Annotated in this window: 27 protein-coding genes; 11 read left to right on the top strand and 16 right to left on the bottom strand. The window is 71.3% G+C overall.

Annotated features, from left to right (window positions below):
* Positions 1–37 precede the first annotated feature (37 nt).
* The 5 genes from ACIBKX_RS27695 to ACIBKX_RS27675 form a co-directional block, all read right to left on the bottom strand.
* Positions 38–1,579: an MFS transporter gene (locus ACIBKX_RS27695; RefSeq protein WP_363274385.1), complete on the bottom strand. Its 1,542-nt coding sequence runs from the start codon at positions 1,577–1,579 to the stop codon at positions 38–40.
* Positions 1,576–2,127, bottom strand: coding sequence for a helix-turn-helix domain-containing protein (locus ACIBKX_RS27690; protein ID WP_363274384.1), 552 nt, complete (start codon positions 2,125–2,127; stop codon positions 1,576–1,578). Before ACIBKX_RS27690 ends, ACIBKX_RS27695 begins: the two co-directional genes overlap by 4 nt.
* A gap of 83 nt (positions 2,128–2,210) precedes the next feature.
* Complete coding sequence (locus ACIBKX_RS27685; RefSeq protein WP_363274382.1) at positions 2,211–3,185, bottom strand: aldo/keto reductase; 975 nt, start codon at positions 3,183–3,185, stop codon at positions 2,211–2,213.
* 87 nt (positions 3,186–3,272) lie between these two features.
* Positions 3,273–4,703, bottom strand: coding sequence for an argininosuccinate lyase (gene argH, locus ACIBKX_RS27680; protein WP_363274381.1), 1,431 nt, complete (start codon positions 4,701–4,703; stop codon positions 3,273–3,275).
* 48 nt (positions 4,704–4,751) lie between these two features.
* Complete coding sequence (locus ACIBKX_RS27675; protein WP_363274380.1) at positions 4,752–5,945, bottom strand: argininosuccinate synthase; 1,194 nt, start codon at positions 5,943–5,945, stop codon at positions 4,752–4,754.
* A gap of 174 nt (positions 5,946–6,119) precedes the next feature.
* Here ACIBKX_RS27675 and ACIBKX_RS27670 point away from each other — a divergent pair, with 174 nt between their 5' ends.
* The 3 genes from ACIBKX_RS27670 to ACIBKX_RS27660 all read left to right on the top strand — a co-directional run bounded on the left by ACIBKX_RS27670 (position 6,120) and on the right by ACIBKX_RS27660 (position 8,512).
* Complete coding sequence (locus ACIBKX_RS27670; RefSeq protein ID WP_363274379.1) at positions 6,120–6,707, top strand: pyridoxamine 5'-phosphate oxidase family protein; 588 nt, start codon at positions 6,120–6,122, stop codon at positions 6,705–6,707.
* Positions 6,708–6,710: 3 nt separating this feature from the next.
* Positions 6,711–7,421: a L,D-transpeptidase family protein gene (locus ACIBKX_RS27665; protein WP_363274378.1), complete on the top strand. Its 711-nt coding sequence runs from the start codon at positions 6,711–6,713 to the stop codon at positions 7,419–7,421.
* 131 nt (positions 7,422–7,552) lie between these two features.
* Positions 7,553–8,512, top strand: coding sequence for a bile acid:sodium symporter family protein (locus tag ACIBKX_RS27660; protein ID WP_363274377.1), 960 nt, complete (start codon positions 7,553–7,555; stop codon positions 8,510–8,512).
* Here ACIBKX_RS27660 and ACIBKX_RS27655 read toward each other — a convergent pair whose 3' ends face one another.
* The 5 genes from ACIBKX_RS27655 to argC all read right to left on the bottom strand — a co-directional run bounded on the left by ACIBKX_RS27655 (position 8,513) and on the right by argC (position 13,507).
* Positions 8,513–9,067, bottom strand: coding sequence for an arginine repressor (locus tag ACIBKX_RS27655; RefSeq protein ID WP_135330399.1), 555 nt, complete (start codon positions 9,065–9,067; stop codon positions 8,513–8,515).
* A 7-nt stretch (positions 9,068–9,074) separates the two neighbouring features.
* Positions 9,075–10,292: an acetylornithine transaminase gene (locus ACIBKX_RS27650; protein WP_363274376.1), complete on the bottom strand. Its 1,218-nt coding sequence runs from the start codon at positions 10,290–10,292 to the stop codon at positions 9,075–9,077.
* Positions 10,289–11,239 carry an acetylglutamate kinase gene (gene argB, locus ACIBKX_RS27645; protein WP_399376267.1) on the bottom strand — a complete coding sequence of 317 codons (951 nt, stop codon included), beginning with the start codon at positions 11,237–11,239 and terminating at the stop codon, positions 10,289–10,291. The genes ACIBKX_RS27650 and argB overlap by 4 nt, the downstream gene beginning before the upstream one ends.
* Entirely contained in the window at positions 11,236–12,390 is a 1,155-nt protein-coding gene (gene argJ, locus ACIBKX_RS27640) for a bifunctional glutamate N-acetyltransferase/amino-acid acetyltransferase ArgJ (RefSeq protein WP_363274375.1), read from the bottom strand. The genes argB and argJ overlap by 4 nt, the downstream gene beginning before the upstream one ends.
* Before the next feature lie 88 nt (positions 12,391–12,478).
* The gene (argC, locus tag ACIBKX_RS27635; protein ID WP_363274374.1) at positions 12,479–13,507 is read right to left on the bottom strand and encodes an N-acetyl-gamma-glutamyl-phosphate reductase; all 1,029 of its coding nucleotides are present in this window, start codon (positions 13,505–13,507) and stop codon (positions 12,479–12,481) included.
* A gap of 150 nt (positions 13,508–13,657) precedes the next feature.
* On the opposite strand from argC, the gene ACIBKX_RS27630 reads away from it, so the two are divergent.
* The 3 genes from ACIBKX_RS27630 (at position 13,658) to ACIBKX_RS27620 (ending at position 15,219) form a co-directional block, all read left to right on the top strand.
* A complete protein-coding gene (locus tag ACIBKX_RS27630) occupies positions 13,658–14,131 on the top strand; it encodes a VOC family protein (RefSeq protein ID WP_363274373.1) in 474 nt (157 codons plus the stop codon).
* A gap of 69 nt (positions 14,132–14,200) precedes the next feature.
* Positions 14,201–14,770: a GrpB family protein gene (locus ACIBKX_RS27625; RefSeq protein WP_363274372.1), complete on the top strand. Its 570-nt coding sequence runs from the start codon at positions 14,201–14,203 to the stop codon at positions 14,768–14,770.
* Positions 14,767–15,219 carry a DUF6314 family protein gene (locus ACIBKX_RS27620; protein ID WP_363274371.1) on the top strand — a complete coding sequence of 151 codons (453 nt, stop codon included), beginning with the start codon at positions 14,767–14,769 and terminating at the stop codon, positions 15,217–15,219. The genes ACIBKX_RS27625 and ACIBKX_RS27620 overlap by 4 nt, the downstream gene beginning before the upstream one ends.
* Positions 15,220–15,224: 5 nt before the next feature.
* Here the strand turns inward: ACIBKX_RS27620 and ACIBKX_RS27615 are convergent, their stop codons facing one another.
* Complete coding sequence (locus ACIBKX_RS27615; RefSeq protein WP_363274369.1) at positions 15,225–15,818, bottom strand: histidine phosphatase family protein; 594 nt, start codon at positions 15,816–15,818, stop codon at positions 15,225–15,227.
* 184 nt (positions 15,819–16,002) lie between these two features.
* On the opposite strand from ACIBKX_RS27615, the gene ACIBKX_RS27610 reads away from it, so the two are divergent.
* Positions 16,003–16,428 (top strand): VOC family protein, encoded by a 426-nt coding sequence (locus ACIBKX_RS27610; protein WP_363274415.1) that lies wholly within the window; start codon positions 16,003–16,005, stop codon positions 16,426–16,428.
* Between the two features lie 51 nt (positions 16,429–16,479).
* On the opposite strand, the gene ACIBKX_RS27605 is transcribed toward ACIBKX_RS27610, so the two are convergent.
* On the bottom strand, positions 16,480–17,925 hold the full coding sequence (locus tag ACIBKX_RS27605; RefSeq protein WP_363274368.1) for a PLP-dependent aminotransferase family protein: 1,446 nt from the start codon (positions 17,923–17,925) through the stop codon (positions 16,480–16,482).
* Between ACIBKX_RS27605 and ACIBKX_RS27600 the strand changes: the two genes are divergently transcribed.
* Entirely contained in the window at positions 17,924–18,904 is a 981-nt protein-coding gene (locus ACIBKX_RS27600) for a DMT family transporter (RefSeq protein WP_363274366.1), read from the top strand. The genes ACIBKX_RS27605 and ACIBKX_RS27600 overlap by 2 nt on opposite strands.
* 75 nt (positions 18,905–18,979) lie before the next feature.
* Positions 18,980–19,174 (top strand): DUF1918 domain-containing protein, encoded by a 195-nt coding sequence (locus ACIBKX_RS27595; RefSeq protein WP_363274365.1) that lies wholly within the window; start codon positions 18,980–18,982, stop codon positions 19,172–19,174.
* Position 19,175: 1 nt separating this feature from the next.
* Here the strand turns inward: ACIBKX_RS27595 and ACIBKX_RS27590 are convergent, their stop codons facing one another.
* Positions 19,176–20,402: a family 10 glycosylhydrolase gene (locus ACIBKX_RS27590; RefSeq protein WP_363274364.1), complete on the bottom strand. Its 1,227-nt coding sequence runs from the start codon at positions 20,400–20,402 to the stop codon at positions 19,176–19,178.
* Positions 20,403–20,582: 180 nt separating this feature from the next.
* On the opposite strand from ACIBKX_RS27590, the gene ACIBKX_RS27585 reads away from it, so the two are divergent.
* Both ACIBKX_RS27585 and ACIBKX_RS27580 read left to right on the top strand, forming a co-directional pair.
* Positions 20,583–21,443, top strand: coding sequence for a 3-hydroxybutyryl-CoA dehydrogenase (locus tag ACIBKX_RS27585; protein WP_363274362.1), 861 nt, complete (start codon positions 20,583–20,585; stop codon positions 21,441–21,443).
* Between the two features lie 195 nt (positions 21,444–21,638).
* Positions 21,639–21,896 carry a hypothetical protein gene (locus tag ACIBKX_RS27580; RefSeq protein ID WP_363274361.1) on the top strand — a complete coding sequence of 86 codons (258 nt, stop codon included), beginning with the start codon at positions 21,639–21,641 and terminating at the stop codon, positions 21,894–21,896.
* Here ACIBKX_RS27580 and ACIBKX_RS27575 read toward each other — a convergent pair.
* From ACIBKX_RS27575 to ACIBKX_RS27565, 3 genes are all read right to left on the bottom strand, one after another.
* The gene (locus tag ACIBKX_RS27575) at positions 21,893–22,435 is read right to left on the bottom strand and encodes an NUDIX hydrolase (RefSeq protein WP_363274360.1); all 543 of its coding nucleotides are present in this window, start codon (positions 22,433–22,435) and stop codon (positions 21,893–21,895) included. The genes ACIBKX_RS27580 and ACIBKX_RS27575 overlap by 4 nt on opposite strands.
* A gap of 76 nt (positions 22,436–22,511) precedes the next feature.
* Entirely contained in the window at positions 22,512–23,861 is a 1,350-nt protein-coding gene (locus tag ACIBKX_RS27570) for a transcriptional regulator (protein WP_363274359.1), read from the bottom strand.
* A 330-nt stretch (positions 23,862–24,191) separates the two neighbouring features.
* Entirely contained in the window at positions 24,192–25,199 is a 1,008-nt protein-coding gene (locus ACIBKX_RS27565; protein ID WP_363274358.1) for a PP2C family protein-serine/threonine phosphatase, read from the bottom strand.
* Positions 25,200–25,258 lie beyond the last annotated feature (59 nt).

The raw sequence follows: 25,258 nt of genomic DNA, 5'->3' as shown, positions 1-25,258 counted from the left end.
TCAGTGCTCGACCGTATTCATCAGTGCTCGACATTCATCAGTGCTCGACGCCGTCCTCCAGCTTCGAGCCCTTCAGCAGGAACCAGGCCGCCACCGCGGCGGCGAGCAGCACTGCCGCTCCCACGCCCGCCGCCAGGCGAAGCCCGTCCACGAACGCGTCCTGCGCCGAGGCGAGCAGCGCCTCCGCCCGGCCTGCCGGGAGCCCCGCCGAGGACTCCACCGCACCGCCCAGCGATTCATGCGCGGCGGACGCCACCTCGGGCGGGGTGCCGGCCGGGGCGGTGAAGTCCCGGTAGACGCCGGTCACGATGGAGCCCAGCAGCGCGATGCCGAGTGCCGCGCCCAGTTCGTACGCGGTCTCCGAGACGGCCGACGCCGCGCCCGCCTGTTCCTTCGGCACGCCGGAGAGGATCACGTCGGCGGTCACCGTGAACGAGAACCCCGCGCCGACGCCGACGACCAGGAGCAGCACTCCCAGCAGCGGATAGCCGGTCGACTGGCTCAGGGTGGTGAGCGCCGCGAGCGCGAGGCCGACCGCCGCGAGTCCCCCGGCGACCACGGCGCGCACCGAGAACCGCCGCGCGACCATGCCCGCGATCAGACCGGCGGCCACCGCGCCCACCGCGGCGGGCAGTTCGGCGAGACCCGCCTCGAACGGCCGCCGCCCCTGGACCAGTTGCAGGAACTGGGAGAGGAAGAAGACCAGGCCGGACAGGCCGAGGATGGTCAGCAGGTCGGCGAGGACGGCCCCCGAGAAGCCCCGGTTGCGGAACAGCCGCATGTCGAGCAGCGGCGCGGTCAGCGTGAGCTGGCGTCGCACGAACCAGGTCAGCGCGCTCACGCCGAGCACGCCCGCCACCGCGACGTCCCAGCGCGGACCGTGCGCCGCCGCCTCCTTGACGGCGTACACGACGGCGATCATGCCGATGAGCGAGAGCACGACGCTGATCAGGTCCCAGGGACCCGGCGCCGGATTCTTCGACTCGGGGATGAACTTGATGCCGACCACGACCAGGACCGCCATCACCGGCAGGTTGATCAGGAAGACCGAGCCCCACCAGAAGTGTTCGAGCAGGAACCCGCCGACGACCGGACCGACGGCCGCGCCCGCCGACGCCATGGCACCCCAGATGCCGACGGCGATGCTGCGCTCGCGCGGGTCGTGGAAGATGTTCCGGATCAGCGCGAGCGTGGACGGCATCAGCGTGGCGCCCGCGACACCGAGCAACGCGCGGGCCAGCATGAGGAGTTCGGGCGTGGTCGCGTACGCGTTGAGCACCGAGACCGCGCCGAAGGCGACGGCACCGGTCAGGAGCAGCTTCTTGCGGCCGATACGGTCGCCGAGGCTGCCCATCGAGACGAGCAGACCGGCGATGACGAACGAGTAGACGTCACCGATCCACAGCAGCTGCGTGCCGGACGGCTTGAGGTCCTCGCTGATGTACGGCGTGGCGAGGCCGAGCACCGTGGCGTCGACGGCGACGAGCAGCACGGCGAGCACCAGTACGGCGAGCGCGAGCCAACGCCCTGGACTGCGCTCCACCTCCGCCGGGGAGGTCCGCTGTTGGGTGCTGGTCATGGTTCCACTCTCCGTTGCGCGCCGCCGATCAGCAGCTCGGCGATCATGTATGAGAAATCCTTGGCGGCCACTCGGCCGTCCAGTACGGCCCAGGCGCCCGAGCCGACGAGCCCGTACAGCGCCTCCGTGAGCCAGGCGGGGGTCAGGTCGATGCGGAACTCGCCGCTCTCCTGACCGCGCCGGAAGAGCGCGGCCACCTCGGCGTCGAGCCGGGCCCAGCCCTCGTGCTGCTCGTCGCCCTCGAAGAGCTGGTTCTCGGTGACGAGGAACGCGAGCAGCCCTGCCGAGGACTCGAGTTCCTTCACGAGGCGGCGCACGGCGTCCGCCGCGGGGCCCTCGTCGAGCCGGGCGGCCTCGACGGCCGCCTCGACCTCCTGGAGCCCGAGCTCTTCGAGGGCGCGGACGAGGGCGTCGCGCCCGGCGAAGTGCCGGTGCAGCGTGGCCCGGCTGATCCCCGCCGCACGGGCCACCTCGTCCATCGTGGCGGAGCCTTTGCGGGTGAGGAGCGCCGCGGCGCTGCGGAGCACCTGGTCGCGATCGACTGACATGAGACAACCATAAGCCATGTGAGACATTTTTGTCTCATCAGATGCGTACGGCTCTCATGGAGAGGTCACTTCAGGGGTCGGGCTCAGTGCCAGGGCAGCTGCCCGCGCCGCTCCCAGTACGCGGCGGGCTCCTCCACTAGCCCGGCGAGCCGCTCCAGCTGCCCCGCGTCGAGGTCGACGGCCGCCGCGTGCAGATTGGAGACGAGCTGGACCGGGGTCGCCGCCCCGGAGAGGACGACGCCCGCCCACGGCTTGCGCAGGACCACGGCGAGGGCCACCGCGTCACAGCCCAGCCCGGTCTCCTCGGCGACCTCGCGCAGGGCCGCCGGGGCGTGCTCCCCCGCGAGGCGGCCGTTGGCCATGCCCTCCTTGACCAGGACGGTGAGCCCCGCGTCATGGGCCTCGGCGAGCGCGGGTTCCGCCGAGGTCTCCAGGGCGTTGTAGGTGGCCTGGACGGTACGGAAGAGGGGCTCGCCGTCGACGGTCACGGCGAGCGCGGCGCGGATGGCGGCCGCCTGCTCCGGGCCGCTCACGGAGAGGCCCACGGTCACTCCGTCGGCCGCCAGTTCGGCCAGTCTGGCGTGCAGTTCCTTGTCGGTGAGGGCCGGGCTCTCGGGCGTGACGGAGTGGATCTGGTAGAGGTCGAGCCGGTCGCCGAGCAGTTCGGCGCTCTCCTCGCGCTGACGGGCGTACGCGGCGACGCTGTGGTCCTTGACCTCGTGCGGCCCGTCGGCCTCGGTGCGCCAGGCCGCCGTGTACGTGTAGCCCCACTTGCTGCCGACGACGACGTCACGGATGTCCGGCCTGGCATTCAGCCAGTCGGCGAGGAACTCCTCGGAGCGGCCGTAGGACCGGGCCACGTCGATGTAGCGGACCCCCGACGCGTAGGCGGCGTCGAGGAGTTCGAGGGTGCGCTCGCGCAGGGCCTCCACGCTGCGCGTCGGCGGCAGATCGGCGTCGCGGCCGAGCGTGATGTAACCGGGCCTGCCGACTGCGGCGAGGCCGAACCCGATGTGCGCGGTGGGAGTGGTCGCTGCGGACAAGCGCGAGAAGGGCATCGCGGGCTCCGTTCGGTCGGCTCCTTGCGGACGGCGACCAACGTAACCCGCGATGCCCACGTCAACGCGGCACGCGCTGCGGCGGCGTCACTTACGCGCCGCGGCCCACTCCTGCTGAACCGTCAGATCGGCCTTGACCTCGGCGAGCTGGACGGCGACGGCGGAGGGCGCGGTGCCGCCGCGGCCGTCGCGGGAGGCCAGGGCGCCCGGCACGTTCAGGACGGTGCGCACCTCGGGGGTGAGGTGCTCGGAGATCTTCGCGAACTGCTCGTCGGTGAGGCCGTCCAGTTCCTTGCCCTCGGCCTCGGCGACCTTCACGCACTCGCCGGCGACCTCGTGCGCGACACGGAACGGCACGCCCTGCTTGACCAGCCACTCGGCGATGTCGGTGGCGAGCGAGAAGCCGGCCGGGGCCAGCTCCTCCATGCGCTCGCGGTTGACGGTGAGGGTGGCCATCATGCCGGTGAAGGCGGGCAGCAGGATCTCCAGCTGGTCGCAGGAGTCGAAGACCGGCTCCTTGTCCTCCTGGAGGTCGCGGTTGTACGCGAGGGGCAGCGCCTTGAGCGTGGCCATCAGACCCGTCAGATTGCCGATCAGACGACCGGACTTGCCCCGCGCCAGCTCGGCGATGTCCGGGTTCTTCTTCTGCGGCATGATCGAGGAGCCGGTGGAGAAGGCGTCGTGGAGCGTGACGAAGGAGAACTCCTTCGTGTTCCAGATGATGATCTCCTCGGCGATCCGGGAGAGGTTCACGCCGATCATCGCGGTGATGAAGGCGAACTCCGCGACGAAGTCACGCGATGCCGTGCCGTCGATGGAGTTGCCCGCGGAACCGTGCTCGAAGCCCAGGTCCTCGGCGACCGCCTGCGGGTCGAGGCCCAGCGAGGACCCGGCGAGCGCGCCGGAGCCGTACGGCGAGACGGCCGTCCGCGTGTCCCACTGCCGCAGCCGCTCGGCGTCCCGCGAAAGGGACTGGACGTGCGCGAGGACGTGGTGCGCGAAGAGCACCGGCTGGGCGTGCTGGAGGTGCGTACGCCCCGGCATGGCGACGTCCGGGTGCGCTTCGGCGAGGCCGACGAGCGCCTCCTGGAGCTCGGCGATCAGCCCGCCGATGATCCGGGCGTGGTCCCGCAGATACATCCGGAAGAGCGTCGCCACCTGGTCGTTGCGCGACCGGCCCGCCCGCAGCTTTCCGCCGAGGTCGGGGCCGAGCCGCTCAAGCAGGCCGCGCTCCAGGGCGGTGTGCACGTCCTCGTCGGCGATCGTGCCGACGAACGAGCCGTCGGCCACGTCGGCCTCCAGCTGGTCGAGCCCGGCCAGCATGCGGGTCAGCTCGTCCTCGGTGAGCAGTCCCGCCTTGTGCAGCACGCGCGCGTGGGCACGGGAACCGGCGATGTCGTACGGCGCCAGACGCCAGTCGAAGTGGACCGACGCGGACAGCTTCGCCAGGGCCTCGGCGGGCCCGTCGGCGAACCGTCCGCCCCAGAGCCGGACGTCACCGCCGTTGTTGCTGCTCACTGCACGTGCTCCTCAAGGCTGTTGCTGACAAGAGAGAAAGAGAATGGGTTACGCGAGGTCCCGCCGCGCGGCGATCTTCGACGAGAGCCCGAAGATCTCGATGAAGCCCTGCGCCTTGGACTGGTCGAAGGTGTCGCCCGCATCGTAGGTGGCGAGATTGAAGTCGTAGAGCGACTCGCTGGAGCTGCGCCCGGTGACGACGGCACGCCCGCCGTGCAGCGTCATCCGGATGTCTCCGGTGACGTGCTGGTTGGCCTCCTCGATGAAACCGTCCAGGGCGCGCTTCAGCGGGGAGAACCACAGGCCGTCGTAGACGAGTTCGCCCCAGCGCTGCTCGACCTGCCGCTTGTAGCGGGCCAGTTCGCGCTCGACGGTGACGTTCTCCAGCTCCTGGTGCGCGGTGATGAGCGCGATCGCGCCCGGAGCCTCGTACACCTCACGGGACTTGATGCCGACGAGCCGGTCCTCGACCATGTCGATCCGGCCGATCCCCTGGGCACCCGCCCGCTCGTTGAGCCGCTGGACGGCCTGGAGGACGGTGACGGGCTCGCCGTCGATCGCGACCGGGACGCCCCCCTTGAAGGAGACGACGACCTCGTCGGCCTCGCGCGGCTCGGCAGGGTCGGAGGTGTACTCGTAGATGTCCTCGATCGGCGCGTTCCAGATGTCCTCCAGGAAGCCCGTCTCGACGGCCCGTCCGAAGACGTTCTGGTCGATGGAGTACGGGGACTTCTTGGTGGTCGCGATCGGGAGGCCCTTCTCCTCACAGAAGGCGATCGCCTTGTCGCGGGTCATCGCGTAGTCGCGGACCGGGGCGATGCACTTCAGGCCGGGGCCGAGGGCGGCGATGCCGGCCTCGAAGCGCACCTGGTCGTTGCCCTTGCCGGTGCAGCCGTGGGCGACGGTCCCGGCGCCGTGCTTCTGCGCGGCGGCCACGAGGTGCTTGACGATGGCGGGCCGCGAGAGGGCGGAGACCAGGGGGTAACGGTCCATGTAGAGGGCGTTGGCCTTGATCGCCGGGAGGCAGTACTCGTCGGCGAACTCGTCCTTCGCGTCCGCGACCTCGGCCTCCACGGCACCGCAGGCGAGGGCGCGCTTGCGGATCACGTCCAGGTCCTCGCCGCCCTGGCCGACGTCCACGGCGACGGCGATGACCTCGGCGCCGGTCTCCTCGGCGATCCAGCCGATGGCGACGGAGGTGTCCAGACCGCCGGAGTAGGCGAGTACGACGCGCTCGGTCATGGGCTTCTCCTCGCTCTGCAAGCACTGGTCTGCATTCAAGTACTGGTCTACATTCGCTGTTATGCATGAGTATGCAGTCACCTGCATGATTCGTCAATCCGCCCCGAATCGGCGAGGCACTCGCCCGCGAAGTCGTTAGACAGCCGAAGTACCTCTGCCGAATAATCCCTGGCCATGGGAAAGACTCACGAACGCATAGACGGCCGGCTCCGCACCTTCATCGAGGCGCAGCCCATCTTCTTCACCGCGACCGCCCCCCTCGCGGACGACGGCACGATCAACCTCTCCCCCAAGGGCCTGACCGGATCCTTCGCGGTCATCGACGAACACACCGTCGCCTACCTGGACTTCGCGGGCAGCAACGCGGAGACGGTCGCGCACCTCCGCGAGAACGGGCGCATCACCCTGATGTGGTGCGCGTTCCAGGGCCCGCCGAACATCGTCCGGGTGCACGGGCGCGGCGAACCCGTCTTCCGCGACGATCCGCGCTGGGCGGAGCTGCTCGGGCACTTCCCCGGCATCGACCCCACCCCGCACGGGCTGCGCGCGATCATCGTCGTGACGGCCGAACTCATCCGCGACACCTGCGGATACGGCGTCCCCTTCATGTCGTACGACGAGGACCGCGACCTGCACGGCAAGCGCTTCGCTCGCGAGGACGACGACTCCTTGAGCGCGTACTTCGCCAAGAAGGAGTGGATCGCGCAGAGCATCGACGGCCTGCCGGGGCTGCCGTTGCCCCTGCCGCCCAGTACGGTCTGAGCCATGCGCCTCCGTGCCGCCGCCCTCGTGTCCGCAGCCCTGCTCGCCACCGCCGGCACCGTCCCGGCGGCACCCGGCGCCCCGGCGAGACCGCTCCCGGACCGCATGGCCGACACCGGAGGCGGCAGCCAGCTCATCACCGCGCGGGCGGCACGCACCGGCTCCACCACCGGCACCGTCACCTGGTGGGACCGCAGCGGCGGAAAGTGGACGAAGGCGGGGTCGGCGGCGGCACGGTTCGGCGCGAAGGGCCTGGCGGAGGGCGGCTCGCGCAAACAGGGCACGAACACGACGCCCACCGGGCTCTTCCGCCTTCCGTACGCCTTCGGCATCAAGTCCGCGCCGCCCGGCACGGACTACCGCTACCGCCGCGTGACGAAGGACTCCTGGTGGTGCCAGGACAACGACTCCCGCTCCTACAACCGCTGGACCCAGCCCCGCCCCGCCGACTGCCGCGCCGCCGAGTCGGAGCACCTCGTGACGTACGACCGCCAGTACGCGCACGCGCTGGTGATCGGCTTCAACTACGACCGTCCGGTGCGGGGCCGGGGCGCGGGAATCTTCCTGCACGTCAACGGGCGCGGGGCGACGGCGGGTTGCGTGTCGGTGTCCGCGGACGCGATGCGGCGGATCCTGCGGTGGGCGGACGAGGAGCGGCGGCCGCACATGGCGATCGGGACGAGTTCGGGTCCCACGGCGATCACGCGGTACTGAGTCACGCCGTAGTGAGTCACGCGGTACGGAGTCACGCGGCCCCGAGTCCAGGTCCGCCGCCCTCGTAGATGTAGCGACCACATATCGAGACGGGGTTGCGTCCGCGCGGGACGGCGGCGTTGCATCGCCGGGTGCAAACCGAACAGACGATCCCCGACTCCACCGAGAGCGGCGACAAGGCGGCCCGGCTCGCCGTCACCGTCTTCCCCGTCCTCGTGCTCGCCGCCGGAGCGCTCGGCCTCGCGACGCCGGACACCTTCGAGGGATGGGGCACCAACGTCCCGTACCTGCTGGGCGTCGTGATGTTCTGCATGGGGCTCACGATGACCCCGCTCGACTTCCAGGGCGTCGTCAAGCGGCCCTGGGCCGTCGCGCTCGGCCTGGTCGCGCACTACATCATCATGCCGGGGCTCGGCTGGCTCATCGCCCACGCGCTCGGCCTCTCGCCCCAGTTGGCGGCCGGAGTGATCCTGGTCGGCTGCGCGCCCAGCGGCACCGCGTCGAACGTGGTGACGTACCTGGCCCGAGGCGACGTGGCGCTCTCCGTCTCGGTCGCCACCGTCTCGACCGTGCTCGCGCCGCTCATCACGCCGCCGCTGACGCTGCTGCTCGCGGGCGAGTATCTGCCCGTGGACGCCGGGTCGATGGTGACGGACATCCTCAAGACCGTGCTGCTGCCGGTCGTCGCGGGCCTGGTCGTGCGGCTGCTCTTCGGGCGGTACATCGGGCGGGTGCTCAGCGCCCTGCCGTGGCTGTCCGCCCTGACGATCGCCGCCATCGTGGCGATCGTGGTCGCGGGCAGTGCCGCGGCCATCAAGTCGGCCGCGGCACTGGTGTTCCTCGCCGTCTTCCTGCACAACGGCCTCGGGCTCGCGCTCGGTTACGGCGCGGGCAAGCTGGCCCGGCTCGGGCAGCCGGCGTCCCGCGCGATGGCCTTCGAGGTCGGGATGCAGAACTCGGGCCTCGCGGCGTCGCTCGCCACGGCCCACTTCAGCCCGCTCGCCGCGCTGCCCTCCGCGGTGTTCTCGGTGTGGCACAACGTGTCCGGCGCGGTGGTCGCCGCCTGGATGGCACGCCGGGCGCGCCGCTGATCAGTGCTCGTTGGACGCCAGGCGCAGCAAGTGGTCGGCGAGCGCCTGGCCTCCCGTGGCCTCCCGGCTGATCAGCATCAGCGTGTCGTCGCCCGCGATCGTGCCCAGGATGTCGTGCAGTTCGGCCTGGTCGATCGCCGACGCGAGGAACTGGGCCGCGCCCGGCGGGGTGCGCAGGACGACGAGGTTCGCCGAGGCCTCCGCCGAGATCAGCAGCTCGGCGGAGAGGCGCCGCATCCGCTCCTCCTTGGCCGACTCCCCCAGCGGCGCGCGCGGGGTGCGGAAACCGCCCTCGCTCGGCACCGCGTAGATGAGATCGCCCTCGGCATTGCGGATCTTCACCGCGTTCAGCTCGTCCAGGTCCCGGGAGAGCGTCGCCTGCGTGACGGTCAGTCCGTCGTCGGCGAGCAGCTTCGCCAGCTGGCTCTGGGAGCGCACCGGCTGCCGGTTGAGGATGTCCACGATCCGGCGGTGGCGTGCGGTGCGGGTCTGCGGCACCGCGGGCCCGGTGTGATCCGGGTGCTCCGCGTGCTCGTTGCCTTGCGCATGACTCATCGTCGTCTCATTCTCCGGATCGTCCGTCCCCGTTGGCCTTGGCGGCCTTCAAAGCGTTGTCGAGGACGCCGGGCAGTGCCTGGAGGAACGCGTCCACCTCGTCGTCGCGGACGTTCAACGGCGGCATCAGCCGTACGACATCGGGGGCGGGCGCGTTCACCAGGAAGCCGGCGTCCTGAGCCGCCTGCTGCGCCTGGGGCGCGAGCGGCTCGGTGAGCACGATACCCAGCAGCAGGCCCGCGCCCCTGACATGGCCGACGAGCGGGTGTCCGAGTGACTCGATTCCGTCGCGCAGCTTTTCGCTCGCCCGCTTGGTGTTCTCCAGGAGGCCCTCGGCCTCGATGGTGTCGATGACGGCGAGGCCGGCCGCGCACGCGACCGGGTTCCCGCCGAACGTCGTGCCGTGGTGACCGGGCTTGAACAGCTCGGCCGCCGCGCCGAACGCGACGGTCGCGCCGAGCGGGAGTCCGCCGCCCAGACCCTTCGCGAGCGTGACGACGTCCGGCCGTACGTCCTCGTGCGCGAGGTACTCGAACCAGTGGCCGGTACGGCCGATTCCGGTCTGCACCTCGTCCAGGACGAGCAGCGTGCCGGTGGACTCGGTGATCTCCCTGGCCGCCTTGAGGTAGCCCGCGGGCGGCACGACGACGCCGTTCTCGCCCTGGATGGGCTCGATGATCACGAGGGCGGTCTCGGTGGTGACCGCGGCGCGCAGGGCCTCCACGTCGCCGAACGGTACGTGCGTGACGTCGCCGGGCAGCGGCAGGAACGGCTCCTGCTTGCCGGGCTGCCCGGTGAACGCGAGCGCGCCCATGGTCCGGCCGTGGAAGCCGCCCTGGGTGGCGACCATGTGCGGACGCCCGGTCAGCCGGCCCAGCTTGAAGGCACCCTCGTTGGCCTCCGCGCCGGAGTTGCAGAAGTACACCCTGCCCTCGCGCCCGAAGAGCGCGAGGAGCTTCTCGGCGAGCGCGACGGGCGGCTCGGCGACGAAGAGGTTCGAGACATGGCCGAGGGCGCCGATCTGGGTGCTCACGGCCTCGACGACCGCCGGGTGGGCGTGGCCGAGCGCGTTGACCGCGATGCCGCCGACGAAATCGACGTACGCATTGCCGTCGGCGTCCCACAGCTTGCTGCCCGCGCCGCGCACCAGGGGCAGCCTGGGCGTGCCGTAGTTGTCCATGAGCGCGCCCTGCCAGCGCTCGGTCAGCTCCTGGTTGCCGGTCATTGCGCTTCCCCCTCCGCATCGGGCACGACCATCGTGCCGATGCCCTCGTCCGTGAAGATCTCCAGCAGGATCGAGTGCTGGACGCGTCCGTCGATCACCCGGGCCGTCTCGACGCCGTTGCGTACGGCGTGCAGACAGCCCTCCATCTTCGGGACCATGCCGCTGGCCAGCTCGGGCAGGAGCTTCTCCAGCTCGGCGGCGGTGAGGCGGCTGATCACCTCGTCGCTGTTGGGCCAGTCCTCGTAGAGGCCCTCGACGTCCGTGAGGACCATCAGGGTCTCTGCGTCCAGCGCAGCCGCAAGTGCCGCAGCCGCCGTATCAGCATTGACGTTGTAGACATGTCCGTCGTCCTGGGAGCGGGCGATCGAGGAGACGACCGGGATACGGCCGTCGGCGAGCAGTGCCTCGATGGCGCCCGTGTCGATCTCGGTGATCTCGCCGACCCGGCCGATGTCGACGAGTTCGCCCTCTATGCGGGGCGTGTGCTTGGTGGCGGTGATGGTGTGCGCGTCCTCGCCGGTGAGGCCGACGGCGAGCGGGCCATGCTGGTTGAGCAGACCGACGAGCTCGCGCTGCACCTGTCCGGCGAGCACCATGCGGACGACGTCCATGGCGTCCTCGGTCGTGACGCGCAGGCCCGCCTTGAACTCGCTGACGATGCCGTGCCGGTCGAGGGCGGCGCTGATCTGCGGTCCGCCGCCGTGCACGACGACGGGCCTGAGGCCCGCGTGGTGCAGGAAGACGACGTCCTGCGCGAAGGCGGCCTTCAGCTCCTCGTCGACCATGGCGTTGCCGCCGAACTTGATGACGACGGTCTTGCCGTGGTGCCGGGTCAGCCAGGGCAGCGCCTCGACGAGGATCTGCGCCTTGGGCAGCGCGGTGTGCTTGCGCGCGGTGGGATGGCCGTTCATGTCCTTGCCCGGGTCCGTGCTCGTGTCTTCGCTCATGACGAGTACGCGCTGTTCTCGTGGACGTAGTCGGCCGTGAGGTCGTTGGTCCAGATCGTCGCGGTCTCGTCGCCGGCCGCGAGGTCGGCGGTGACGACGACCTCCCGGTAGCGCATGTCGACCAGCTCGCGGTCCTCGCCCACGCTGCCGTTCTTGCAGACCCAGACGCCGTTGATCGCCACGTTGAGCCGGTCGGGCTCGAAGGCGGCGGAGGTCGTGCCGATCGCGGAGAGCACCCGGCCCCAGTTGGGGTCCTCGCCGTGGATGGCGCACTTGAGGAGGTTGTTGCGGGCGATGGACCGGCCGACCTCGACGGCGTCGGCCTCGCTCGCCGCGTTGACCACCTCGACCTTGATGTCCTTGCTCGCGCCCTCGGCGTCGCCGATGAGCTGCCGCCCGAGGTCGTCGCAGACTTCCCGGACAGCCTCGGCGAATTCCGCGTATTCCGGGACGACTTGGGCGGCACCGGAGGCAAGCAGGAGCACCGTGTCATTGGTCGACATGCAGCCGTCGGAGTCGACCCGGTCGAAGGTGAGCCGGGTGGCGTCCCGCAGCGCCTTGTCCAGGGCGTCGGACTCCAGGTCGGCGTCGGTCGTCAGGACCACCAGCATCGTGGCGAGGCCGGGGGCGAGCATGCCCGCGCCCTTGGCCATGCCGCCGACCGTCCAGCCGTCCTTGGTGACGACGGCGGTCTTGTGGACGCTGTCGGTGGTCTTGATGGCGATGGCGGCCTTCTCGCCGCCGTGCGCGGAGAGTTCGGCGGCGGCCGTCTCGACGCCCGGGAGCAGCTTGTCCATGGGCAGGGTGACGCCGATGAGTCCCGTCGACGAGACAGCGACCTCGCCCGCGTTCACCCCGTCGAGCACCTCGGCGACCTTCTCCGCCGTGGCGTGCGTGTCCTGGAAGCCCTGCGGGCCCGTACAGGCGTTGGCGCCACCGGAGTTGAGGATCACCGCGGAGACGGTCCCGCCCTTGAGTACCTGCTCCGACCAGAGGACGGGGGCGGCCTTGACGCGGTTGGAGGTGAAGACGCCCGCGGCGGCCAGGCGGGGCCCGGTGTTGACCACGAGGGCCAGGTCCGGGTTGCCGTTCTGCTTGATCCCGGCGGCGATGCCCGCCGCCGTGAATCCCTTAGCTGCCGTGACGCTCACTGCATCTCCTTGTTCGCTTCTCCGCCCGCGCGGCGCGGCGGCGCGGCTTTCGTCGTTGTCTGCGGCCCGGTGGCCGCGCGTGCGACGCTCACGGCGCCACTCCGATCGTGGAAAGTCCGGTGTCCTCGGGAAGTCCGAGGGCGATGTTCATGCTCTGCACCGCGCCACCCGCGGTGCCCTTGGTGAGGTTGTCGATGGCGCTGATCACGATGACACGGCCCGCCGCCTCGTCGTGGGCGATCTGGAGCTGTACGGCGTTGGAGCCGTACACCGCGGCCGTCGTGGGCCACTGCCCCTCGGGCAGCAGCCGTACGAACGGCTCGTCGGCGTAGGCCTTCTCGTACGCGGCGCGCACGGAGTCGGCGGTGACGCCGTCCTTCGCCTTCGCGCTGCAGGTGGCGAGGATGCCGCGGGGCATCGGGGCCAGGGTCGGCGTGAAGGAGACGGTGACGGGGGTGCCCGCGGCGCCGCTCAGGTTCTGGATCATCTCCGGGGTGTGCCGGTGCACGCCGCCGACGCCGTACGGGGACATGTTCCCCATGACCTCGGAGCCGAGCAGGTGCGGCTTGGCCGCCTTGCCCGCGCCGGAGGTGCCGGACGCCGCGACGATCACCGCCTCGGGCTCGACGAGGTCCGCCGCGTACGCGGGGAAGAGCGCGAGGGAGACGGCGGTGGGGTAGCAACCGGGCACCGCGATGCGCTTGGACCCCTCCAGCGCGGCGCGGGCGCCCGGCAGTTCGGGCAGGCCGTAGGGCCAGGTGCCGGCGTGCTCGCTGCCGTAGAACTTCTCCCAGTCCCCCGCGTCCTTCAGCCGGAAGTCGGCGCCCATGTCGACGGCGAGGACGTCCGGGCCGAGCCGCTCGGCGACGGCGGCGGACTGACCGTGCGGCAGCGCGAGGAAGACGACATCGTGACCGGCGAGGACCTCGGCGGTGGTCGGCTCCAGGACGCGGTCGGCGAGCGGCAGCAGATGCGGCTGCAGGGAGCCGAGGCGCTGTCCCGCGTTCGTGTTGCCGGTCAGGGCGCCGATCTCCACCTCGGGGTGGACGAGCAGCAGACGCAACAGCTCACCGCCCGCGTACCCACTCGCTCCTGCCACTGCTGCGCGTACCGCCATGGAACCCTCCTCCTAGAGAGCATGACTATACGCATGGCCGCAGTTTTATGCAATGCAATACAGGGCGGCGGAGTGGCGATGAGTTTCCTCCGGACCCAGGGTCTGTAGAGGCAAGGGTCAGAGTGGTCCCGCAGACGACAGGAGAGAGCCATGCCCCGCATCACGCCCAACCTGTGGTTCGACACGCAGGGCGAGGAGGCCGCCAAGTTCTATGTCTCGGTCTTCCCGAATTCGGAGATCAAGAACGTCTCGTACTACGGAGAGGCCGGACCGCGCCCCGCCGGGTCCGTCCTGACCGTCGACTTCGAGCTGGACGGCCAGCCGTACCTCGCGCTCAACGGCGGCCCCGAGTTCACCTTCAACGAGGCGGTCTCCCTCTCCATCGACTGCGCCGACCAGGAGGAAGTCGACCATTACTGGACGAAGCTCTCCGAAGGCGGCGAGGAAGGCCCCTGCGGCTGGGTCAAGGACAAGTACGGGCTGTCCTGGCAGGTCGTGCCCAAGGCCCTCGGCGAGCTCATGTCCGACCCGGACGAGGCCCGCGCCCAGCGCGCCATGAAGGCCATGCTCGGCATGAAGAAGATCGTCGTGGCGGAGCTGTACCGGGCGGCCGACGAGAGCTGAGGACCTGAGCCGAGCGCCTGGGCGCCTGAGCACCTGAGCGCCTTGACCGTCGCCGCGTAGCCTGCGGGCATGCCCTTTCCGGATGAAGCAGCCGAGTCCCTGACCGTCGTGCCGTACCGGCCGTCGTGGCCCGCTGACTTCGAGCGGCTGGCCGTGGACCTCCGGGCCGCCCTCGGCGGACTCGCGGTGGCGGTCGACCATGTGGGGTCGACGTCTGTGCCGGGGCTCGCGGCGAAGGACTGTGTGGACGTCCAGGTGCGGGTGGCCGCGCTGGACGAGGCGCTGCTGGTCCCGCCGCTCGCCGCGATCGGTTTCCGCCTCCGGCCCGAGCCGTGGAACCGCTCCGAGCCCTCGTCGGGACACCGCCGCCCCAAGCTGGTCCTCGCCCCCGCTCCCGGCGCCCGCCGCTGCAACGTCCACCTGCGCGAGCACGGCGGCCCCGGGGCCCGCTATGCCCTGCTGTTCCGCGACTACCTGCGCGCGCACGACGCGGCGCGCGACGCGTGGGGCGCCTTCAAGCAGCGGCTCGCGCTGAGCGTGCCGCAGCTGCCGGACTACGGCCAGATCAAGGCACCGGCGACCGATGTCCTGATGGCCGGCGCCGAACGCTGGGCGGCCGACACCGGGTGGCGCGTGTGAGGGGCGGGGAGTTCCACGGCGTACCGGATGTGCTGACGTATCTGGCCGGGACCTGGCAGGTGGAGCGGACGGCGCGGGACGTGGCCGGGGACGCCGAGGGGTTCTTCTCCGGTACGACGGACTTCGGCCGGGCCGGGGACGGCCTGCTGCACCACGAGTCCGGCACCTTCACCTGGCGCGGCACGGCGCGCCCCGCCGAACGCACCCTGCGCTATCTGCCCGGCGATGCTCCGGGCACCGCACGGGTGTGCTTCGCCGACGGCCGCCCCTTCCACGACCTGGACCTGCGCACAGGCCGGTACACCGCCGACCACCCGTGCGCGCTCGACCTCTACCGGGGCGAGTTCGAGGTGTACGACGCGGACCACTGGTGGACGCGGTGGCGCGTCGGCGGCCCGGAGAAGGATCTGATCCTCACGACCTCGTACACCCGGCGGACGCGCGGCTGACCGCGTCACACGGTGGCGGCGCCTTCGCTCGCTCCCGCGATCCGCAGGTTCCAGCGGCCGCCGTGGCCGGTCAGGGTGACCGTCGACAGGGGGCGGACGTCGATGTTCCAGTACGTCGACGGGGGCGCCTTCAGGGCGTAGACCAGGGCCGCCCTGACCACCGAGGGCTCCGCCACGGCGAGGATCCGCGAACCGTCGCCCACCGGGCGGGTGTCGAGCCAGCCGCCGACCCGTGAGATGAACGCGAGGAGCGACTCGCCGCCGTGCGGCGCCGAGCGCGGATCGGCCAGCCATGCGTCGACGGCTGCCGGCTCGCGGGCCGTCACGTCGGCGAGGGTCAGCCCGCGCCAGCGCCCCATGTCGCAGTCGCGCAGCGCCGGCTGGGCGAGCGGCGCGAAGCCGAGGGCGTCGCCGGTGGCCCGGCTGCGCGGCGTGGGCGAGCAGTAGCGCAGCTCGGCCGCGCCGAGCGGCAGCAGCGCGGGGGCGGCGAGCTGCACCTCGTGCCAGCCCGCCTGGTCGAGCGGCCGGTCGTCGTCGAAGCGCTCGGCGAGCAGCGAGGCGCTCCGGGCGGCGGCGACGAGCGAGAGGCGTATGTGCATCAGCAGATCGTGGAGTGCCGAGCAGCCCAGGTCAAGGCTTCACGGTGGGTACGCGGATGCGTGGACGAGGGACGCCGGGCCGGGTGACCGGACGTCGAGAACGCGGCGCCGGCTCCGTCCCAGGGGTACCAGTAGCCGGGGCGGACCACGCGCGGCAGAGGAGCACCCCGTGACGATTCAGCGGATGGACAACGTAGGCATCGTCGTCGACGACCTGGCGGCCGCCGTCGACTTCTTCACCGAGCTGGGCATGGAGCTGGAGGGCGAGGCGGAGTTGGCGGGAGCCCCGGTGGATCAGATGCTCGGCCTCGACGGGGTGCGCAGCGCCATCGCGATGATGCGCACCCCGGACGGCCACGGGAAGCTGGAGCTGACGAAGTTCCACGACCCCGCGGCGGTCACCGCGGGGCCGCCCGACCCGCCGCCCAACACCCTGGGCCTGCACCGGGTCATGTTCGCCGTCGACGACATCGACGACACGATCGCCCGGCTGCGCCGCCACGGCGCCGAACTCCTGGGCGAGGTCGCGCGGTACGAGAACGTCTACCGGCTCTGCAACCTCCGCGGCCCCTCGGGCATCATCGTCGCCCTCGCCGAACGGATCGGATAGAAGCCGAACAGAAGCCGAACGGACCGGCCGGAAGCAGACCGACGGCAGGCGCTAGCCGCCCACCGCCCCCACCTCCTCGCACGCCGCCCGCAGCCTGCGCACCCCCTCCTTGATCTCGCCGACCCCCGCGAGCGCGGCAAAGCTCAGCCGCAGGTGCGCCGCCGGGGGTTCCGCCGCGAAGTACGGGCGGCCGGGGGCCACCGCGACGCCCGCGCGCAGGGCCGCGCCCACCAGGGCCGACTCGTTCGTGCCGTCGGGCAGGCGCAGCCAGAGGCTGTAGCCGCCGGCGGGGATGTGCGGCACGGCCAGCTCGGGCAGGGTGAGGCGCAGGGCCGCCGCCATCGCGTCCCTGCGCTCCTTCAACTCGCCCGCCACCTGCCGCAGATGGCGCGGCCAGGCCGGGGAGCCGACCAGTTCGAGCGCCGCCTCCTGGAGCGGCCTCGGCACGAAGAAGTGGTCGACGACCTGGATCGCGCGCAGCCGTTCCAGGACCGGGCCGCGGGCGACCAGCGCACTCACCCGGAAGCTCGGCGACGTCGCCTTGGTGAGCGAGCAGACGTGCACCACGACGCCGTCGGGGTCGTCGGACTGGAGCGGGCGCGGCAGCGGCCCCGCGTCGTCGTGCACCAGGCGCCGCACGAAGTCGTCCTCGACGACGAAGGCCCCGGCCGCACGGGCGATCCGCAGCACCTCGGGGCGCCGCTCCGCCGAGAGCACGGCCCCCGTGGGGTTCTGGAACAGCGGCTGGCAGACGAACACCCGCGCGCCGGTGGCCTTGAACGCCTCCGCGAGCAGCTGCGGGCGTACGCCGTCGGTGTCGACCGGCACCGGCACCGGCCGCAGCCCCGCCGCGCGGGCGATCGCCAGCATGCCCGGGTACGTCGGGGACTCGACCAGGACCGGTGCGCCGGGCGGCGCGAGGGCCCGCAGCGCCGTGGTGAGCGCGCTCTGGCCGCCCGCGGTGACCAGCACCTCGGCCGCGGTGATCGCACCCCCGATGCCGCGCGCGAACCACTCCCGCAGCTCGGGAAGCCCGTCGATCGGCGGGCGCCCCCACGCGCCGGGCCGCCGCCCCGCCCGCGCGAGCGCCGCCGCCATCGCGCGCTCGGGCTGCAGCGATGGGTGCAGATAGCCGCCGTTGAACTCGATGACGCCGGGCGAGGGCGCGGTGAGGGTGACGAGCACACCGGAGGCGTCGACCGCCCGCGGCACCAGCTCCGCCGCCGAGTCCGCGCTCAGCGACACCTCCTGCCACGAGGTGTCGCCCACGGGAGCGGCGGCGGCCTGCGGCTCGGCACGGAACACCCCGGCGCCGGGACGCGTCACGACGAGCCCCTCGGCGGCCAGCTGCCCCAAGGCCCGCGACACGGTCACCGGACTCACCCGGAAGCGCTCGACCAGTGCCCGACTCGACGGCAGCTTTCCACCTGGAGAGTAGCGATCCAGTTCATCCCTCAGCCGTTTCGCCAACTCAGCCACACTGCTACTCTCACTCATGACAGCACAGGATAGCGCTACTCGCCCGAGCCGGATAGCAGTTGCCGAGACCGCGAGCAGCACCCTCCACCCGGCGGCCGCCGACGGCGCAAGCCCCCGGCCCGAGTCGGCCGAGTCCGGTTCACGCCGCACCGGCACCCTCATGGCCGCGCTCGGCGTCATCGCCTTCTCGCTGACCTTCCCCTCCACCGCCTGGGGCCTCGAAGGCATCGGCCCCTGGTCGTTCGTGGCTCTGCGGGTCGCCCTGAGCGCGGTCGTCGCGGGCGGCGCGCTGCTCGCCCTGCGGGTGCCGATCCCCGCCCGCCGGCACTGGGCCGGGCTCACGGTCGTCGTCGCCGGGGTCGTCGTCGGCTTCCCGCTCCTGACCACGCTCGCCCTGCAGACCTCCACCACCGCGCACGCCGCCGTGGTCGTGGGCCTGCTGCCGCTGACGACCGCCGTCTTCTCGGCCCTGCGCACGGGCGCCCGGCCCTCGCGGACGTTCTGGACGGCGGCCCTCGCGGGCGCGGCCGCGGTGATCGCCTTCACCGTCCAGCAGAGCGGCGGCGCGCTGTCGACCGCCGACCTCTACCTCTTCGGCGCGCTGCTGATCTGCGCGGCCGGCTACACCGAGGGCGGCAGGCTCGCCCGTGAGATGCCGGGCTGGCAGGTCGTCGGCTGGGCGCTGGTCATGTGCCTGCCGCTCTCCGTGGTGGGTGCGGTGATCGCCTTCCAGTACGAGTCCTTCGAGCTCACCGGGCACAGCACGGCCGGGCTGCTCTACGCCGCCATCGGCTCACAGTTCCTGGGCCTGGTCGTCTGGTACCGCGGCATGGCCGTCATCGGCGTACCGAAGGCGAGCCAGCTCCAGTTGGCCCAGCCGCTGCTCACCCTGGTCTGGTCCGTGTTCCTGCTCGGCGAGCACCTCACCGTCGCCGCGCCGCTGACCGCCGCCGCGGTCCTGGTGTGCATCGCGGTCACTCAACGGGCCCGCGGGTAGGGCCTTCGTCCCACCACCCGACGTAGACTGATGGCCACGGATCGCTACCGCCGGGGGACGAGGAGGTCACTCCAGATGCAGGCAAGCGTAGGCGACAAGCTGCTGGTGCACGGCAGGATCGTCGGGCAGCACGACCGGACCGCGGAGGTCATCGAGGTGCTCGGCCAGGACGGCGGCCCCCCGTACCGCGTCCGCTTCGAGGACGGGCACGAGACCCTGATGTCGCCGGGTCCCGACACCGTCGTACGGCACTTCGCGACCGAGGAGTGACTCAGGGCCTGGCCGGCTCCTGATAGTGGTCGGCGACCACCCGCGCCATGGCGCCGATCTTGTCCACGCCGACTTCCTTGGCCGAGAAGTACACATGTCCGCGCACCTGCCGGAAGCCCTTGGCATACGTCAGGTGCTTGGACAGCTCTCCAGGGTCCTGCCAGGCCGCGGGCTGCGCCGGGTCGCCCGCCTTGTAGAGCGCCTCGCCCACATAGAGACGTACGCCCGTGTCCTCGACGACATCCGCCCACCAGGGCAGCAGCTTGGCGTAGTCGGCGACGGTGAAGCCGATGTTCCAGTACAGCTGCGGGCAGATGTAGTCGATCCAGCCCTTCTTCACCCAGCCGCGGGTGTCGGCGTACAGGTTGTCGTAGGTCTGCACGCCCGCCTGGGTGTCCGAACCGAGCGGATCCGTCGAGGCGTTGCGCCACACCCCGAACGGGCTGATCCCGAACTTCGCGCCCTTGCGCACCTTGTGGACCCGCTTGCCCATCTCCCGCACCAGACGGTCGATGTTGTCCCGGCGCCAGGCGGCCCGGTCCGGGAAGCCGCCGCCGTAGCGCGCGAACGCCGCGTCGTCGTCGAAGACCTGTCCGGCGACGGGGTACGGATAGAAGTAGTCGTCCCAGTGCACCGCGTCGATGTCGTAGTGCCGCAGGGCGTCGAGCATCGCGTCCTGCACGAAGCGCCGGACCTCGGGCAGGCCCGGGTTGTAGTAGAGCTTCCCGCCGTACGGCACGACCCAGTCGGGGTGCAGCCGCGCGGGATGCGTCGGGACCAGGCGGGAGGGGTCCGTGTGGTTGGCGATGCGGAAAGGGTTGAACCAGGCGTGCAGTTCGAGCCCTCGGGCGTGCGCCTCCCGGACCGCGGTGCCCAGCGGGTCCCAGCCGGGGTCCTGCCCCTGCACCCCCGTGAGGTACTGCGACCACGGCTCGTACGGCGAGGGCCACAACGCGTCGGCGGTGGGCCGCACTTGGAAGACCACCACGTTGAGGCGGCGCCGCACCGCCGTGTCGAGATGGCCGATCAGCTCGGCTCTCTGCTCGTCCGCCGTCAGGCCCGGCTTCGAGGGCCAGTCCCGGTTGGCGACGGTCGCCAGCCACATCCCGCGCAGTTCGCGCCGGGCGTGCGCGCGCCCCGGAAGGGCCGCCGCGTCCCCCGCCGCTGTGACCCCCGCCACCATCGCAGCCGCCGCAATCGTGAATCCGCGGCGTGACATACGCCTCATCCGCTCGCCCCCTGAGCCCGATATTCGCCGGAACCGCTGCTTGTACGGGACAGCATGCCCGACCCGGCCCGTCATTCAACGGAGGTTCGGCGGTAACGTTCATCGGCGGGGCAGGCACCGTTATCGACCGGGGGACCTGCCGGCCCGTTGATCAGCGAAAGGCACGAGGTGACCGACTCTATGCCCGACATCGAGCGCGTCGGAGTAGTGGGCTGCGGCCAGATGGGCGCCGGGATCGCCGAGGTCTGCGCCCGCTCCGGCCTTGACGTGATGGTCGCGGAGACCACCGGCGAGGCCCTGGAGATCGGCCGCACCCGGCTCTACAACTCCCTCTCCAAGGCCGCCGAGCGCGGAAAGATCACGGAGGAGGAGCGGGACGAGACGCTCGCCCGGCTCAGCTTCACGACCGACCTCGGGGAGTTCGCCGACCGCGACCTGGTGATCGAGGCCGTCGTCGAGAACGAGGCGGTCAAGACCGAGATCTTCCAGGTCCTCGACCAGGTGGTGACCCGGCAGGACGCGATCCTCGCCTCCAACACCTCCTCGATTCCGCTGGTGAAGCTTGCCGTCGCGACCTCGCGTCCCGACCAGGTCATCGGCATCCACTTCTTCAACCCGGCCCCGGTGCAGAAGCTCGTCGAGCTGATCCCGGCCCTCACCACCTCCGAGGGCACCATCAGCCGGGCGCAGGTCTTCGCCGAGAAGGTGCTCGGCAAGCACGCGATCCGCGCCCAGGACCGCTCGGGCTTCGTGGTCAACGCGCTGCTCGTGCCGTATCTGCTCTCCGCGATCCGGATGTTCGAGTCGGGCATCGCGAGCCGCGAGGACATCGACAACGGCATGGAGTTCGGCTGCGCCCACCCGATGGGCCCGCTCAAGCTCGCCGACCTGATCGGCCTCGACACCATCGTCTCGATCGCCGAGTCGATGTACGCCGAGTACAAGGAGCCGCTGTACGCCGCTCCCCCGCTGCTGCAGCGGATGGTGGACGCGGGCCGGCTCGGCCGCAAGACCGGCTCGGGCTTCTATCCGTACAGCTGACGCGTCCGACCACGCGGCACCTCGTCAGCGCACACGGGCCCGGCACTCGACAGAGTGCCGGGCCCGCGGCGTTCACACACCGTGTGCGCGGTGGGCTCGCATATGCCCTTCGCACACTCTCCCGCCTTGGCCACCAGGCGAGTTGACTTTCCGTGCGCATCAGGGGGATGGACAGCTACAGAAAGGAGCGGACACGTGGCCGCCGACCCCGAGCATCGCGTGGTCCCCGAAGAACTCGCCGAGTTACGCCGCAGCATGGACGTGGGCCTGGCTCGCGTCGACGGACGGCTGGCGTTGCTCACCCAACACGACGAACAGAGCATGAAGAACCAGGACGACCTGACGCTACGGGTCGCCGCACTCGAGCACACCCGCTGGCCGCTGCCGGCCCTGCTCGCCCTGACGGCGGTGGGCGCGCTCGCCGTGGCCATCTGGCAGGCCATCGGCCGCTAGTGCGGGTCCTGGCCAAGTCGCAGATGGTGCAGGAGAAGGAGCGCCGCCGCCATGTTGGCGGCCGGGACCTCGCCACGGGCCACCATGTCGGGGACGAGTTTGAGCGGGACCCACTCACGGCGGTCGGACTCGAAGTCGTCCTCGGGATGGCCGATGTAGGTGCACTCGTCCGACCAGTAGATGTGGTGCTTCGCGTCGGTGAGCCCGTTGGACGGTTCGACACTCATCAAGTGCCGTAACGGGCCCGGCCGCCAGCCGGTCTCCTCCTCCATCTCGCGGGCCGCCGCGTACGCGATGTCCTCGCCGTCCTCGACGACGCCGGCCGCCAGTTCCCAGCCCCAGCTGTCGGTGATGAAGCGGTGCCGCCACAGCAGCAGCACCTCGTTGGCCTCGTTGACGACGGTGGCCACCGCGACCGGCCTCAGCCGGATGAGGAAGTGGTCGAGATGCCGGCCGTCCGGCAGCTCGACGTCCGCGAGATTCACGGTGAACCATCGGTTTCCATACACAGTTTGTTCGCTTTGTTTCGTCCACTGCACGGTTCTGCCACCTTCCGCCGAGTAGATGGCAATATCGCAGCAGGAGGGGGTTCAGAGCAGTGGTACGCGATTCACGTCACAGGGGTACCCGCAGTGCCCCGTCGATCAGTTCGGCCGCCTCGGCCGTGCCCGCGCAGTCGCTGCGTACGAGATGTTCACGCACAGCCCGCAGCCGGTCGCGCAACCGCTGGGACTCCATCCCCCGTGCCTGTTCTGCCATTTCCACCGCCGTGGCCACGGCCTCGTCGGTGTTCCCCTGGCGCAGTTCGATCTGGCTGAGCATGGCGAGCCGGTGGACCCGGCCCCGGTCGTGCGCCGGGGTGTCCACGGCCGCCGCCGCGTGTTCATGTGCCCCGGCCAGGTCGCCGAGACTGAGCAGTGCCTCCGCCACCTGTACGTTGACCAGGCCCGGCTGGACATAGCCGGTCTCGGCCGGTTCGCGTCCCCGCCGGATCCGGTCCGCCGCGGCCTCCGCACGCCGGATGCAGGACAGCGCGCTCCTGCCGTCGCCCAGATGCGCGTACGCCTTTGCCTGCATGGCGTACAGATCGGAGGCGAGCGCCGGGGTGAGGTCACGCCCCGCGGCGCGCAGCGCGGCCTCGGCGAAGGCGACCGCCTGCCGGTACTCGCGCATGAACAGCGACTGGTTGACGAGCAGCGCGATGACGTAGGCCCCGAGTCCCCGGTCCCCGCTGGCTTTCGCCAGGCGCAGAGCCTGGTGGAAGTACCTCTGCGCGAGACCGTGCGCGTTCGAGTCATAGGCGCAGATGCCCGCGATGGCCACCAACCCACCTGTCGAGCGGTGCAGTTGACGCCCCGTCGCGTCGGTGTAACTGCCGCGGAGGAGCGGCGCGGCCTCGGCATTGAGGAAGCCGACGATGCGGGAGCGGGTCGCGATGCCCCCCGTCTTGCGGTACATCTGCTCGTAGTGGGCTCGGGCCGCGCGCATCATGTCGATGTCGGCCGTGCTCACCTGGTGCCGCCCGCCACGCGACACGTCCACGTCCTCGGGCGGGTTCTCCCACTCCCACACGGGCATCACGGCGGGCGTGCCGGTGACCGCGGGGGCGCCGAGCAGATGCGGGCGCTGCTGTTCGTCGGAGCGCCACAGGGCCGTGGCCCGTTCCACGAACCCGGAGAGCGTCGAGGCCGCCGATCCTGGTCTCGCGGCCGGTATGCCCGGCACGCCGAGGCCGATGTCGTCGAGGGTCACGGTCCGCTGGAGCCGCCCCGCGAGGACTTCACAGATCAGGTCGGGCACCTGGCCGCGCGGCCGCTGGCCCTTCAACCAGCGGGAGACGGCGGTGTGTTCGTACCGCAACGCGAGTCCCCGCCGCTTGCCGGCCTGATTCACATGGGCGGCCAGGCCCGCATGGGAGATTCCGGCTTCGTCGAGGATCGCGTCGAGCAGGGTGTTGGGCTGCATGGAGGCCCTCCGGTGGCTCGGTGTGGCCAGCGTAGTAGAGGTGACTTCACACGGGGTGTGAACGGAGTGCGCGAATCCGGGGGGTGTGCGCTCTGCCCGCGACCACTCCCGTCACGCTTCACTGAGGTTCCTCACAAGGAGGCCGGCCGGGCCGCCGGCTCCCCCTCGAAAGTGCGGCGGCCCTCATAAGGCGCCGCCCACCCCGCCGTCTGCCCGACATCTCCAGGCGGGGCGGGGCGGCGCATGGCCGGCCACGGCACCAGGAAGCCGTCGGCTGCGCCGGCACCGGCGGTGCACGCCGCATCGCAGGAGTGATCCGCAGTCGAGGACTCAGCCCAACGTCCCCGCCCGCTGCACCGCCTCCCCCGGCTGCACCGGCACCCGCCTCCGGTCATTGCGCAGCACCAACAACGCCGCATCGTCCGCCGGCAATCTCCCCGTGTGGCGGAGCAGTTGGTCGTACACCGTGCGGATCACCGCCTGCGGTACCACCGGCGGGACCCGTGCCGCATCCGTGAGCGCCGCGCGCAGGGGGAAGAAGCGGCCCGCCTTGTCCCTCGCGTCCTCCATGCCGTCCGTGTGCAGCACCAGCGCCTCGCCCGGCAGGAGTGATCCGCAGTCGAGGACCGGGAGTTCGGCCGGGAGCGGGAAGGGGCCGAGCGGTGGCAACGGCTCGGCGGCGGCCACCGGCTCCGCGGCTCCGCTCAGCCGGTGCGGCCAGGGGTGGCCGCAGTTCAGTGCGGCCATGTCGCCGTCGGGGCCGATCTCCATCAGGAGTACGGTGACGAACTCCTCGCCGACCGGAGTCTCCGGCGCCGCTCCACCGCCCGCCGGATGCTCGGCCCGCGACCGCTCCCGCAGATGCCGCCCGAGCGCCCGCTCCAACCGGCGCAGCACCAGCGGCAGTTCCGGCTCCTCGTGCGCCGCCTCGCGGAAGCTGCCCAGCACCGCGGCGGCCGTCGCGATCGCGGCGAGGCCGTGCCCGCGGACATCGCCCATCACGACGCGGACGCCGTGATCGGTGGCCGCCACCTCGTACAGGTCGCCGCCGACACTGGCGCCCCGGGAGGCGGAGAGCCGCCCGGCCGCGACGGTGAGGCCCTCGACGCGCGGCGGCAACGGCCTCAGCAGGACGTTCTGCGCGGCGCCCGCGACCTCGCGCAGCTGCCTCAGCTCATCGAGGAGCACACTCCGGACGTGCAGTATCAGCCCTGTACCGACGGCGAAGAAGACCGCGCTGCTGACGATCCTCGCCCCGAGTCCGTCCTGCTGGGCGAGCGGGCAGAAGAGTTTGTACGTGATGGCCACCGCGCCCCAGACCGTCGGCAGACCCAGCATCAGGGCCCGCCCGATCCGCGGCGGATCCCCGCGGGGCGACCGTCCGGCACGGGACGACC

It is taken from the genome of Streptomyces sp. NPDC050658 (genome assembly GCF_044457025.1).
GTDB lineage: Bacteria > Actinomycetota > Actinomycetes > Streptomycetales > Streptomycetaceae > Streptomyces.
Note: the sequence above shows the minus strand (reverse complement) of the source record. Positions and strands in the feature narration are given on the sequence as shown.

Excerpts from the sequence above, each read along its gene's own strand:
- ACIBKX_RS27605 (WP_363274368.1), bottom strand. The coding sequence starts at position 17,925 with ATGAGTGAGAGTAGCAGTGTGGCTGAGTTGGCGAAACGGCTGAGGGAT.
- ACIBKX_RS27690 (WP_363274384.1), bottom strand. The coding sequence starts at position 2,127 with ATGTCAGTCGATCGCGACCAGGTGCTCCGCAGCGCCGCGGCGCTCCTC.
- ACIBKX_RS27570 (WP_363274359.1), bottom strand. The coding sequence starts at position 23,861 with ATGCAGCCCAACACCCTGCTCGACGCGATCCTCGACGAAGCCGGAATC.
- ACIBKX_RS27585 (WP_363274362.1), top strand. The coding sequence starts at position 20,583 with ATGCCCGACATCGAGCGCGTCGGAGTAGTGGGCTGCGGCCAGATGGGC.
- argB (WP_399376267.1), bottom strand. The coding sequence starts at position 11,239 with ATGAGCGAAGACACGAGCACGGACCCGGGCAAGGACATGAACGGCCAT.
- ACIBKX_RS27685 (WP_363274382.1), bottom strand. The coding sequence starts at position 3,185 with ATGCCCTTCTCGCGCTTGTCCGCAGCGACCACTCCCACCGCGCACATC.
- ACIBKX_RS27665 (WP_363274378.1), top strand. The coding sequence starts at position 6,711 with ATGCGCCTCCGTGCCGCCGCCCTCGTGTCCGCAGCCCTGCTCGCCACC.
- ACIBKX_RS27595 (WP_363274365.1), top strand. The coding sequence starts at position 18,980 with ATGCAGGCAAGCGTAGGCGACAAGCTGCTGGTGCACGGCAGGATCGTC.
- ACIBKX_RS27650 (WP_363274376.1), bottom strand. The coding sequence starts at position 10,292 with ATGACCGGCAACCAGGAGCTGACCGAGCGCTGGCAGGGCGCGCTCATG.
- ACIBKX_RS27630 (WP_363274373.1), top strand. The coding sequence starts at position 13,658 with ATGCCCCGCATCACGCCCAACCTGTGGTTCGACACGCAGGGCGAGGAG.
- ACIBKX_RS27590 (WP_363274364.1), bottom strand. The coding sequence starts at position 20,402 with ATGAGGCGTATGTCACGCCGCGGATTCACGATTGCGGCGGCTGCGATG.
- ACIBKX_RS27615 (WP_363274369.1), bottom strand. The coding sequence starts at position 15,818 with ATGCACATACGCCTCTCGCTCGTCGCCGCCGCCCGGAGCGCCTCGCTG.
- ACIBKX_RS27655 (WP_135330399.1), bottom strand. The coding sequence starts at position 9,067 with ATGAGTCATGCGCAAGGCAACGAGCACGCGGAGCACCCGGATCACACC.
- ACIBKX_RS27610 (WP_363274415.1), top strand. The coding sequence starts at position 16,003 with ATGGACAACGTAGGCATCGTCGTCGACGACCTGGCGGCCGCCGTCGAC.
- ACIBKX_RS27565 (WP_363274358.1), bottom strand. The coding sequence starts at position 25,199 with ATGCTGGGTCTGCCGACGGTCTGGGGCGCGGTGGCCATCACGTACAAA.
- ACIBKX_RS27625 (WP_363274372.1), top strand. The coding sequence starts at position 14,201 with ATGCCCTTTCCGGATGAAGCAGCCGAGTCCCTGACCGTCGTGCCGTAC.
- ACIBKX_RS27695 (WP_363274385.1), bottom strand. The coding sequence starts at position 1,579 with ATGACCAGCACCCAACAGCGGACCTCCCCGGCGGAGGTGGAGCGCAGT.
- argC (WP_363274374.1), bottom strand. The coding sequence starts at position 13,507 with ATGGCGGTACGCGCAGCAGTGGCAGGAGCGAGTGGGTACGCGGGCGGT.
- ACIBKX_RS27670 (WP_363274379.1), top strand. The coding sequence starts at position 6,120 with ATGGGAAAGACTCACGAACGCATAGACGGCCGGCTCCGCACCTTCATC.
- ACIBKX_RS27675 (WP_363274380.1), bottom strand. The coding sequence starts at position 5,945 with ATGACCGAGCGCGTCGTACTCGCCTACTCCGGCGGTCTGGACACCTCC.
- ACIBKX_RS27600 (WP_363274366.1), top strand. The coding sequence starts at position 17,924 with ATGACAGCACAGGATAGCGCTACTCGCCCGAGCCGGATAGCAGTTGCC.